The organism is Streptomyces sp. NBC_01341, assembly GCF_035946055.1.
In the GTDB taxonomy this organism is placed as follows: domain Bacteria; phylum Actinomycetota; class Actinomycetes; order Streptomycetales; family Streptomycetaceae; genus Streptomyces.
On the sequence record NZ_CP108364.1, the window covers coordinates 6,722,993 to 6,735,209 of the forward strand.

Annotated in this window: 7 protein-coding genes; 5 read left to right on the top strand and 2 right to left on the bottom strand. The window is 70.4% G+C overall.

The annotated features are described in order from the left end of the window. Positions 1-111: 111 nt before the first annotated feature. A complete protein-coding gene (locus tag OG206_RS29615; protein WP_327121481.1) occupies positions 112-1,098 on the bottom strand; it encodes a LacI family DNA-binding transcriptional regulator in 987 nt (328 codons plus the stop codon). Between the two features lie 526 nt (positions 1,099-1,624). Between OG206_RS29615 and OG206_RS29620 the strand changes: the two genes are divergently transcribed. The 4 genes from OG206_RS29620 (at position 1,625) to OG206_RS29635 (ending at position 7,163) form a co-directional block, all read left to right on the top strand. Further along, positions 1,625-2,545 carry a carbohydrate ABC transporter permease gene (locus tag OG206_RS29620; protein ID WP_327121483.1) on the top strand — a complete coding sequence of 307 codons (921 nt, stop codon included), beginning with the start codon at positions 1,625-1,627 and terminating at the stop codon, positions 2,543-2,545. 3 nt (positions 2,546-2,548) lie between these two features. Next, entirely contained in the window at positions 2,549-3,490 is a 942-nt protein-coding gene (locus OG206_RS29625; protein WP_327121485.1) for a carbohydrate ABC transporter permease, read from the top strand. Between the two features lie 159 nt (positions 3,491-3,649). After that, the gene (locus OG206_RS29630; RefSeq protein WP_327121487.1) at positions 3,650-4,990 is read left to right on the top strand and encodes an ABC transporter substrate-binding protein; all 1,341 of its coding nucleotides are present in this window, start codon (positions 3,650-3,652) and stop codon (positions 4,988-4,990) included. Positions 4,991-5,084: 94 nt separating this feature from the next. Continuing rightward, complete coding sequence (locus tag OG206_RS29635) at positions 5,085-7,163, top strand: beta-galactosidase (protein ID WP_327121489.1); 2,079 nt, start codon at positions 5,085-5,087, stop codon at positions 7,161-7,163. A 92-nt stretch (positions 7,164-7,255) separates the two neighbouring features. Here the strand turns inward: OG206_RS29635 and OG206_RS29640 are convergent, their stop codons facing one another. Next, entirely contained in the window at positions 7,256-10,453 is a 3,198-nt protein-coding gene (locus tag OG206_RS29640; protein ID WP_327121491.1) for an alpha-L-rhamnosidase, read from the bottom strand. A 350-nt stretch (positions 10,454-10,803) separates the two neighbouring features. Here OG206_RS29640 and OG206_RS29645 point away from each other — a divergent pair, with 350 nt between their 5' ends. After that, entirely contained in the window at positions 10,804-11,988 is a 1,185-nt protein-coding gene (locus OG206_RS29645; RefSeq protein ID WP_327121493.1) for a S8 family peptidase, read from the top strand. Positions 11,989-12,217: the final 229 nt, after the last annotated feature.

A 12,217-nucleotide genomic window follows, 5' to 3' on the forward strand; every position in this document is an offset into this window, starting at 1 on the left:
ACGTACTGGGTCAGGGCCGGTCCTGCGGGACTCGCCGCGCCGACCGCGCTCCCGCCCTCACGCATTCCTCGGGACTCCGATGCGGAGAGTGCTCTGCGGGCCGGGTCACGATCACGAACGGGGCGGCGGGGCCGTGCTCGCCCGGACGACCAGTCGCGTCGGGACCAGGGTGGTCCCGCGTTCCGTCGTCTCGCTGCGGATCTGCCGCAGGACGCCGTCCACGCAGAGCCGGCCGATCTCGGCGAAGTCCTGGTGCACGGTGGTCAGCGGTGGAAGGAACGACGCGGAGTCGGCGATGTCGTCGAACCCCACCACGCTCACGTCCTCGGGTACCCGCCTGCCCTGCTCCTGCAGGGCCCGGAGAACGCCCAGGGCCATCTGGTCGTTGGCCGCGAAGACCGCGGTGCAGGAGGGATCGGCCGCCAGGACGAGGCCGGCCTCGTACCCCGAAGCCGCCGACCAGTCGCCGTCCACCGGAACCGGGACGGGACGGCCGGACTCCTCCAGGGTCTGCCGCCAGGCAAGGGCGCGGCGCTGGGCGGCGAACGACTCGGGAGGCCCCGCCACGTGCACCACGGTGCGGTGCCCGAGGTCGAGGAGGTGCCGCACGGCCGCCCGCGCGCCCCCGGACTGGTCCGTGTCCACGACGCTGTAACGGTCTCCGGCGTCGGAGTCGGCCACCACCACGTGGGTGTGCGGCGGCAGTGAGATGGCGGCGTCCAGAAGCCGGACTTCCATGATCACGATGATGCCGTCCACGACCTGCTCACCGAGCACGGTGACGGCGCCCCTGACCCCCTGGCTCGTGGGTGTCGCGACGGGCAGCAGGGTGATGGCGTAGCCCTCGTCCGCGGCGGAGGCCGAAATAGCCTCCAGCGTACGGACGTTGCCCGTGGTCGCCAGGGTGAACAGGATGACCCCCAAGGTGCGGAACTTCCCGCTCTTGAGGGCGCGGGCGGCGCTGTTGGGGCGGTAGTTCAGCTGCTTCATGGCGCTCATGACGCGTTCGCGGGTCTCCTCCGACACCACGGAGTGGCCGTTGGACACACGGGAGACGGTCTGCGAGGAGACGCCGGCGAGCCGCGCGACGTCCGCCATGGACGCTTCCTTGTGCGGAGGCCGGTCCGTGGCTCGTTCCTGTCCGTGCACTGCGTCTGCCTCCGTCGTGTTTCTCCGTGAGCCTTTCGCCGTCGGGAGGCGTCGTCCGGCCGCGGCCGTCTTCCACCGTAGGCCGTACCGAGGGGGGTGCCGATCGGTCCGCGTGCCGCCGCCGCCGCGCGTCCGGCTCGTACCGTGTGCGGGCCGAAGGCTCCGGCCACCGGCATTTTTACCACTTCCGGGCGGGCGCCGCCGACACGCGTACCCGGCTCACGGCGGTGCCGCCGCGCGGGAGGGAGCGGCGGTGGCACCGGCTTCCGGAACGTCGTACGCCTCCAGGGGAGTTCAGGTCTTGACCGCGGGTCGGAGTGCGTGTAGACATCACCTCACCGAGAAATGTTTACGTAAACATCGCGCCATGGTGTTGACGTGAACATCGGCCTTCTCAAGCACAGCGCCTCCACGATGTCCGGTGTCCCCCATCCGGCCGGGGCCATGCAACAACGCCGGACCAGTAGGAGTACCCATGACGGCCGTCACGCCGCTCACGACCGGACGCCGCCCACCAGCCCGAGGCTCTCGCGGCCGGCGTGGTCAGGTCGGCTGGATGTTCGTAGGGCCCTTCATGGCCGTCTTCGCGCTGGTGTTCCTCGCGCCCATCCTCTACTCGCTGTATCTGAGCTTCTTCCGGGACCAGTTGGTCGGCGGGACGTCGTTCGTCGGCCTGGACAACTTCCGCCAGGCCTTCGCGGACGACCGGTTCTGGGCCGCCGTGGGCCGGGTCGCCCTGTTCCTCGCCGTACAGGTCCCCGTCATGCTCGGCCTCGCACTGCTGGTGGCCCTCGCGCTGGACAGCGGCAGGCTCTACGGCAAGAGCTTCTTCCGGATGGCCGTCTTCCTGCCCTACGCCGTGCCCGCCGTCGTCGCCTCGCTGATGTGGGGCTTCATCTACGGCACCAGGTTCGGTCTGGTGGCGAACATCAACGACGTGCTCGGTGTCACGCTGCCCGATCCGCTCTCGCCGTCCCTCGTCCTGGCGAGCATCGGGAACATCGTCACGTGGGAGTTCATCGGCTACAACATGCTGATCTTCTACTCGGCCCTGCGCGTCGTCCCCAAGTCCCTCTACGAGGCAGCCGAGATCGACGGAGCCGGCCCGTGGCGGATCGTCACGTCGGTCAAGATCCCCGCGATCCGCGGCGCCCTGGTGATCGCGACGATCTTCTCGGTCATCGGCAGCTTCCAGCTCTTCAACGAGCCGAGCATCCTTCAGAAGCTGGCGCCCAACGCGATCACGACGTACTTCACGCCCAACCTCTACACGTTCACGCTGTCCTTCTCCGGCCGGCAGCAGAACTACGCCGCCACGGTCTCGCTCGTCATGGGCGTCGTCACGATGATCATCGCGTACGCGGTCCAGCTGCGCGGCATGCGAAAGGAGGCGTGAGCGATGAGCGCACCGTCCTACACCGCCCCGCGGACACCCCGGCGGACCACCCACCGCGCCCCGGCACCCCGGCGTGCCGCGCGCGGCCGTCACCCGGCCGGCCGGCCCCGCCGCAGCGTCCTGCTCACAGCACTCATGGGCGTCACCGCCCTCTACGCGCTCATGCCCCTGGCCTGGCTCGCCATCAACGCGACCAAGACCCAGAGAAGCCTCCTCGACTCCTTCGGCCTCTGGTTCAGCGGGGACTTCGTCCTCTGGGACAACATCACCCGGACACTCACCTACGACGACGGCATCTTCGTCCGCTGGTTCCTCAACACCCTGCTGTACGTGGCAGTGGGCGCGGGCGGGGCCACCTTCCTCGCGGTACTCGGCGGCTACGGCCTGGCCAAGTTCGACTTCACCGGCAAGCGTGCCGTCTTCGCCACCGTCATCGGGGCGGTGGCCGTGCCGGCGACGGCGCTGGCCGTCCCCACCTTCCTGATGTTCAGCAAGCTGGGTCTCACGGACACCCCTTGGGCCGTGATCATCCCCTCCCTGATCTCTCCGTTCGGGCTCTACCTCATGTGGGTCTTCGCGGCGGACGCGGTTCCCACCGAGCTCCTCGAAGCGGCCAGGATGGACGGCGCCGGCGAGCTGCGCACCTTCTTCCGCGTCGTGCTCCCACTGCTCGGCCCGGGAATCGTGACCGTCCTGCTCTTCACCATGGTGCAGACCTGGAACAACTACTTCCTGCCACTGGTCATGATCAAGAATCCGGACTGGTACCCGCTGACGCTGGGTCTCGACGCCTGGAACGCGCAGGCGTCGACCGCGGGCGGCACCCCGGTCTTCGACCTGGTCATCACGGGGTCGCTGATGACCATCGTGCCGCTGGTCATCGCGTTCCTGCTCCTGCAGCGCTACTGGCAGTCCGGGCTCGCGGCCGGAAGCGTCAAGGGCTGAGCCGCCTCCCACGCCGGCCGGCCGATCGATCCCCGTGCCCCGGGGCCGCCTCCCCCTGTCCGGTCCGCGCGGCTTGCCACCCTCCCCATCTCCCGCACCACGGCGTGCGGGTCGCTCGACGGTTCGTGTTCCACCCTCACCACAACGGAGTGAAGCGATATGAGAACCATGACCAGACGCGCCATGCGCGGTGTCGGCCTGCTGTGTGCGGCGGCGCTGAGCCTCACGGCGTGCGGGTCCTCCGACGACGCCGGTTCGGACACGACCGTCACGGGTGGTGATCTCAGGGCTGCCCTCAAGAAGGGCGGCTCGATCACGGTGTGGGCCTGGGAACCGACACTGAAGCAGGTCGTCGGCGACTTCGAGAAGAAGTACCCCAAGGTCAAGGTGAAGCTGGTCAACGCCGGCACGGGCAACGACCAGTACACCGCCCTGCAGAACGCGGTACAGGCGGGCAAGGGCGTACCGGACGTCGCGCAGGTCGAGTACTACGCCCTCGGGCAGTTCGCCCTCGGCAAGTCCCTGGAGGACCTCAGCCGCTACGGCGCGGACGCCTACGAGAACGACTACTCGCCCGGACCGTGGAGTTCGGTCGCGGTCGACGAGGCCGTGTACGCCCTGCCCATGGACTCCGGTCCGATGGCGCTCTTCTACAACAAGAAGGTGCTCGACAAGCACCAGATAGCCACGCCCACCACGTGGAACGAGTACCTCGAGGCCGCTCGGAAGCTGCACGCCGCGGACCCGAAGGCCTACATCACCAACGACACCGGTGACGCGGGGTTCACCACCAGCATGATCTGGCAGGCCGGCGGAACCCCGTTCAAGTCCCGTGACACCAATGTGACCGTCGACCTCACCGCGGACAAGGGCGTCGCCGCCTTCACCAAGGTCTGGCAGAAGCTCATCGACGACAAGCTCCTCGCCCCGATCAGCTCCTGGAGCGACGAGTGGTACAAGGGCCTGGCGGACGGCACCATCGCCACCCTCGCCACCGGTGCGTGGATGCCCGCCAACTTCGCCTCGGGCGTCGAGTCCGCCGCGGGTGACTGGCGCGCGGCGGCGCTCCCGCAGTGGGAGAAGGGGGCCCAGTCCAGCTCGGAGAACGGCGGCAGCTCCCTCGCCGTCATGAAGGCGGGCAAGAACAAGGACCTGGCGTACGCCTTCAACGAGTACGCCAACCACTCCGACGGCGTCCAGGCGCGCATCAAGTCCGGTGCGTTCCCCGCGACCACCGCTGACCTGTCCTCCCCGTCGTTCCTGGACACCCCCTTCCCCTACTTCGGCGGCCAGAAGGCGAACGAGATCTTCGCCCGCTCCGCCAACGAGGTGCCCGAGGGCTGGTCCTACCTCCCTTACCAGGTCTACGCGAACTCCATCTTCAACGACTCCGTCGGCAAGGCGTACGTCTCCGGCACCACGCTGGCCGAAGGTCTGAAGCAGTGGCAGAAGTCCGCCGTCGACTACGGCACGGACCAGGGCTTCAGCGTCAACAAGTGACGTCCTCCGCCTGAAACCGGTACAGGGGCGGCCGCCCTGCCCATGGGCGGCCGCCCCGCGTCGTACTCGCACCTCCGCATCGAGAAGGATCATCATGACCCCCACCTCCGGGCGCCGTTGGCTGCGCCCGACCGCCGACGGCAGCCCCGCGCGATTCGCGTACGGGGCCGACTACAACCCGGAGCAGTGGCCGCGCGAGGTGTGGAAGGAGGACGTCCGGCTGATGCGTGAAGCCGGGGTGACCGTCGTGTCCGTCGCCATCTTCTCCTGGGCCCGGCTGCAGCCGGCCGAGGACCGCTGGGACTTCGACTGGCTGGACGAGGTGCTCGACCTCCTTCACGCGGGCGGGATCGCGGTCGACCTCGCCACCGCCACCGCCTCGCCACCGCCCTGGCTCACCACCCTGCACCCGGAGATCCTCCCGGTGACCCGGACCGGTGAGACCCTGTCCCAGGGCGCGCGGCAGCACTGGCGGCCGACGTCACCCGTGTTCCGCGCGTACGCCCTCCGGCTGGTCGAAGCCATGGCAGCCCGCTACGCCGGCCATCCGGCGCTGGTCGCCTGGCACATCTCCAACGAGCTCGGCTGCCACAACATCTACGACTACTCCGACGACGCCGCCCGAGCCTTCCGCGACTGGCTGCGCAGCCGCTACGGCACACTCGACGGGCTCAACCACGCCTGGGCGACCTCCTTCTGGTCTCAGCAGTACGGCGACTGGGAGCAGATCCAGCCCCCGCGACTCGCCGCGAGCCACGCCAACCCCACCCAGCAGCTCGACTTCAAGCGCTTCTCGTCGGACGCTCTGAAGGACTACCTCCGCGCCGAGCGGGACGTCCTGCGCCGGATCACCCCCGGCATCCCGGTCACCACCAACTTCATGGTGATGGGCGGGACCAAGGGCATGAACTACCCGGACTGGGCAGGCGAGATCGACTTCGTCTCCAACGACCACTACGCCCACCCGGGGCCGCAGCGCCTGGACGAGCTCTCCTTCTCCGCCGCCCTCACCCACTCCATCGCGGGCGGCACCCCCTGGTTCCTGATGGAGCACTCGACCAGCGCTGTCAACTGGCAGCACGTGAACCTCGCCAAGAAGGACGGCGAACTCGCCCGTGACTCCCTGGTCCACGTCGCGCACGGAGCCGACGCGGTCTGCTTCTTCCAGTGGCGCCAGTCCGCCGCCGGCGCGGAGAAGTACCACTCGGCGATGGTGCCCCACGCCGGCCCGGACAGCGAGGTCTTCCGCTCCGTGACGGCCCTGGGCCGGACACTGGACACGCTCGCTCCCGTCGTCGGCTCCGTACGGGAACCGGCCCGCGTCGCCCTGGTGTTCGACTGGGAGTCCTGGTGGGCCGTCGAGCGCGACTCCCAGCCGTCCTCCCTGGTGGACTACAAGCAGGAGGCGCTCGACTGGTACTCGGCGTTCCTCTCCCTGGGGATCCGGGCCGACGTCGTCACCGCCGCCGGTGACCTCACCGGCTACGACTTCGTCGCCGCCCCGGTCCTGCACGTCGTCCCGACGGAGCTCGCAGGTCGCCTGGACGCCTTCGTGCACGGAGGCGGGCATCTCGCCGTCACCTACTACTCCGGGGTCGTCGACGAGAACGACCACGTCCACCTCGGCGGATACCCGGGCGCGCTCCGCGACCTGCTGGGCATCCGGATCGAGGAGTTCGGCCCGCTGCCGGAAGGGGAGGCCGTACGGCTCGACAACGGCCTCACCGGCACCCTGTGGACCGACCGCATCGACGTCACCGACCCCGAGGTCACGGTGCTCGCGCACTACGCGTCCGGGGACCAGGCAGGACGCCCCGCCCTCACCAGGCGCGCCGCGGCGGACGGCGGGTCCGCTGCCTACGTCTCCACCCGGCTGGGCGTCGACGGGCTGGCCGAGATGCTGCGGCCGTTGCTGTCCGGCGCCGGTGTGGCGAGCGAACTGCCCGCCGCTGCCCGTGGAGCGGTGGAGCTCACCGTTCGGACCGACGGCACCGACGCGTTCTGGTTCCTCGTCAACCGCACGGACGCGCCCGTCGGATTCGACGAGGTGGCCGGAGAGTTCCTGGCGGGCGCGGCGGCGCGGGACGACGACGGTGGCCTCGTCCTCGCCCCGCGGGGAGTCGCGGTGCTCCGGGTGGCGGCCGGGACATCGCCCTTCGGCGGCCGGTCCTGAGCGTCGCCACGGCCGTGCGGTAGCCGGCGGGCCCGCTCCGCCGGCGTGGAGGGGGCCCCGGGGACGGATACGTCCCCGGGGCCCGGCACCCGTCAGGCGGACGCCGTGAACGCGTGAGTGCCCGAGCCGACGGAGAACACCGCGCAACCGTCGTCCTGCTTCAGGAAGACCGCGGGTCCGCTGCCCGCGCTGCGCCGGTCACCGCCCGGCACCCAGACCTCCGCGGTGGTGTTGGGCGGCAGAACCACCCTGAGGGCGAAGCCCTTCGCGTCCTTCTTCCAGCGAGTCGTCACCGGCCCGTACCGCGAGTCGAACCGGCCCTCGGCCTGCTTCACCCCTCCGCCCGGACGCGGCCGTACGAGGACCTTCCGGAAGCCGGGCGCACCGGGGGCGATGCCCGCGATGTTCGCGTACATCCACTCCCCGACCGAGCCGTAGGCGTAGTGGTTGAAGGAGTTCATCCCCGCGTCCTGGAAGCTCCCGTCCGGCCTGATGGAGTCCCAGCGCTCCCACATCGTGGTGGCGCCCCGGTCGATCTGGTAGCCCCAGCTCGGGAAGGTCCGCTGCAGCAGCAGCTTGTACGCGACATCCGTGTGGCCCGTGTCCGTGAGCACCGGCAGCAGCCTCGGGGTGCCGAGAAAGCCGGTCGACAGGTGCCAGTCCTTCGCCTCGATGAGAGCGACCAGGCGGTCGGCCGCCGGCGCACGGTCGCCCGCCGCCAGCAGGTCCATGGACAGGGCCAGGACGTACGCCGTCTGCGTATCGCCCTTCACCCGCCCGCCCGCGGACACGTAAGCGGTCCGGAACGCGTCGCGCACCCGGCCGAACAGCGTCCTGTACGGGGCGGGGTCCTTGCCGAGCACCTCGGCCATCCGGGAGACCAGGTCGGCGCTGTGGGCGAAGTAGGCCGTGGCGATGACGTCCTTGGGGGTCTCGTCCTCGATGTTGAGCCAGTCCCCGAACCCGTCGGCCGGCCGGAGCAGTCCGGTGCTGTGCGCCTCCAGGTACCCCAGCCACTTGACCATCGAGGCCCAGGACTGCTCCAGCACCCGCACGTCGCCGTACGCCTGGTAGAGGGCCCAGGGCACCGTCACCCCGGCGTCACCCCAGCCCGCGGCCCCGTTGCCGACGTTCGGCAGGTCGGGGGCGACGTGCGTGAACGCGCCGTCGGAGGTCTGGGCGTCCCGAAGGTCGTACAGCCACTTGGTGAGGAAGCGCGCCGATTCCATCGTGTACGCGGCGGTGGGTGCGAAGACGTTGATGTCACCGGTCCACCCGAGGCGCTCATCGCGCGCCGGGGTGTCCGTCGGGATGGAGAGGAAGTTGCCGCGCTGTCCCCAGGTGATGTTGCTGTGCAGCTGGTTGAGCATGGGCACGTCGGTCGTGAAGTCCATGGTGAACGGCGCCGAGGTGTGAATGACGCGGCCCACGACCGCGTCCCGGCCCGGTGTGCCCGGATAGCCCGTGACCTCCACGTAGCGGAAACCGTGGAAGGTGAAGCGGGGCTCGTAGGTCTCGCGTCCCCGCCCCTTGAGCGTGTACGTGTCCGTGGCGCGCGCCGTGCGCAGATTGGTCGTGTAGATGGTGCCGTCCGGATTCAGCACCTCCGCGTGCCGCAGCCGCACGGTCGTCCCGGCGGGGCCGGACACCGAGAGCCGGGCGGTGCCGACCATGTTCTGTCCGAGGTCGAACACGAACACACCGGGCTTCGGCTCGGTGATCTCACGGACCGTCAGCTCACGCTCCACGCGGCAGGCGCCGTCCACCTCGGCGACGAGAGCCGCGGTGACCCCGTCCACCCGGCCGGCCGCGAGCCAGCCCGAGGCGTCGAAACCGGCGCGGGTCCAGCCGTCGGTCTCCAGGCGGGCGTCGTACTCCTCGCCCGCCATGAGGTCCGCCGCCGTGACCGGCCCGGACGCGGCCCGCCAGTCGGTGTCCGTCACCACGCGCTCGGTCGTCCCGTCGGTGAACGTCACCTCCAGCTGGGCGAGCGCCGCCGGCTGTTCGCCGTACTGGTGCGGGCCGAACCACGCGATGTTCCCCGCGTACCATCCGGCGGCCAGGGTGATCCCCAGTGCGTTGCCCCCCGGTTCGAGCAGACCCGTGACGTCGTGGGTCTGGTACTGCACCCGCTTGTCGTAGTCGGTCCAGCCCGGAGCCAGCCGGTCCTCGCCCACGGTCCTGCCGTTGAGGGACACTTCGTACAGCCCCAGGGCCGTCGAGTACAGCCGTGCCCGGGCGACCCGTTTGCGGCCCATCCGGAACTCGCGGCGCAGCTGGGTGGCGGGGGAGTACGCGACCGCCACCTTGCCCCAGGGGCCCGAGCCCCAGCGGGCGAGGGCCTTGGCGGCGGGCCAGCCCGAGTCGTCGTAGGTACCCCCATGCCAGTCGTCCGACGGCTGCTTGTCGGTGGCCCGCCAGTCGGCACCGGTGACGGCCGTGACGACACCGTCCGCCGTGGTCAGCTCCAGAGCACCGAACATTCCGGCGGGACCGGTGGTGGCGTTCGTCGCGGAGACCGCGATCACCTGGACGCCGGGGGTGAGGTGCTTCGTCACGTCGACGAGGACCGGGCGCTTCCAGTTCTCGGCGGGGCCGTCGGCCTCGGTGTGTGCCACCTGCACGCCGTTCACCCGCGCGGTGAACCCGTCGTCCGCACTCATGACCAGACGGGCGCGGGTGACGCCCTCCGGCACCTCGACCCGGCCGCGGAACCACCGGGTGGCGGCCGGTGCCTCGACCGCGGGGTCGCCCTCGGGGAACCAGATCCACGAGGCGTCGTCCAGGGCGGGGGTGGCCGTGAGCGCGGCCGGGGCGCCGATCCACCCTGCCGACCAGTCCGACTCCTCCAGGAGGCCGGTCTCCCACCAGGACGGCTCGCTCCAGCCCGAGGCCCGGCCGTCGGAGTCCCAGATCCGGACGGACCAGTGGTAGCGCGTGCGGGAGGCGAGCTCCGGGCCGCTGTACGGCACGAGAACCGACGCGGCGGACACGACCTTCCCGCTGTCCCAGACGTCCGGCGTCCCGAGGCGGTCGGGGGAGGTCGCGACGCGCACCTGGTAGGCGGTCTGGCTCCGGTCGGTGCCGTCCGAGTCGACGGGCCAGCTCAGCCGTGGACTCCGGGTACCGAGGCCGAGCGGCTGGTGGACGTACTCGACGGTCGGGCGGGTGACGCGAGCCCGTCCGGCGGCCCGGGCCGTGCCTTCCGACGCGCCCGCGGCGGGGGCCGACACGGCGGCGAGCGCGGCTGCGGCGGCGGTGGTGCTGAGCAGTCGTCTTCTGCTGATCACGAGAGGGCTCTCCGTAACGACGCGACAATGAATCGTTTCAGGCATGTGAAGCTAGAGTCCTAGCCTGACCCTGTCAATAGATCTGTCGCAATGAGGGTCTTTCCGGAGCCTTATTGGCAAGGTCGCTGTGTGCGGCATTGACTGCCTCGCCGGCGCCGGTCTATCTTCGGTCGCGGTGCGGAGTTGAAACCTTTCATGATGGGGGCTGAATGGGTCCACCCCGTACCGATCGTTGCGCTGTCCGGCTGACGCGGCTCAAGGCCCGCCCGGGATGTGGACGAAAGGTCAGGTGTTCGCACGTCGCGGGCCCGACGCGGTCCGCGATCCGCCTCCACCTCAAGGGAGACCGCATGCGCCTGCGCGCCCGCTGGGCACCTGCCGCCCTACTGCTGATCGCCCCGCTGATCGGCACCACCACGGCCACGGCCGACACCGGCGAGGCCCTCGTGCCGGTGCAGAAGTCGCCCCGGGCCGTGCCCGGGCAGTACATCGTCACCCTCTCCGCCGAGCAGGCGCCGCAGGCCATGGCAGAGCAGCTCGGGGTCAGCACCCTGTTCACCTACGGCAAGGTGCTGCACGGGTTCGCGGCCTCTCTGACGCCCGCGCAGCTCGAGCAGGTGCGCGGGACGGCGGGCGTGTCGGCCGTCGAGGAGAACAGCGAGGCCTCCGTCTCGCCGCCCGACGCGGCATCGTCGGCGGCCGGCCTGGTCGCGGCCTCGAGCTGGGGGCAGGACCGCATCGACCAGCGGAAGCTGCCGCTGGACGGCACGTACACCGCGGCCGGCCGGGGCGAGGGCGTGACCGCCTACATCCTCGACACCGGCATCGAGTCCGGGAACACCGAGTTCGGTGCCCGGGTGGGCTCCGGCTACGACGCGGTGGGCGACGGCCGCAACGGTGAGGACTGCAACGGCCACGGCACCCACGTGGCGGGGACGGTGGCCGGTGCGACGTACGGTGTCGCCCCGGACGCCTCGCTCGTGCCCGTCCGGGTGCTCAACTGCGAGGGCTCCGGCTCCTGGGCCGGGATCATCGCGGGTCTCGACTGGATCGCACAGAACGCCGAGCAGCCGGCCGTGGTCAACGCCTCCCTCGGGGGGCCGGCGTCGTCCGCGGTCGACGACGCGTTCGACGCGCTGGCGGCGGAGGGCACCCTGCCCGTGGTCGCGGCGGGCAACGAGAACCAGGACGCCTGCGACGTGTCCCCGGCACGCGCCGACGGTGTGCTCGCCGTGGGTGCGAGCGACAAGCAGGACCGGCAGGCGACCTTCAGCAACTGGGGTACCTGCGTGTGGACGTACGCCCCCGGCGTGAGCATCGTGTCCGCGAAGCTCGGTGGCGGGTCCACAGCGCTGAGCGGTACGTCCATGGCGAGCCCCCACGTCGCCGGTGTCGCCGCTCTCTACAAGGAGCAGAACCCGGACGCGACCCCGCAGGAGGTGTCCGACTGGCTCGCCGCCGAAGCCACCCCGGACGTCCTGACCGGCCTGGGCTCCGGCTCGCCCGACCGGCTGCTGTTCACCGGCGGGCTCTGACCCCGTCGGACACCATCACCGGAGCGGGGCCCGCGGCACGCGGGCCCCGCTCTTCGTCGTGCGGTGGAACAGCTCGTCGTGCCGTGGAACAGCGGCTTTCCGGCGCCTTGCATTTCCATGCAAGTCGCTTGCGCTGCTTGCGAGCTCCTTTTCATGCGCCGATCTATCGGTGTGGCCCGTAAGTATGCCTATGTGCAGAGGCTTTGCTGTCGCATAGCCATAAGTTTCT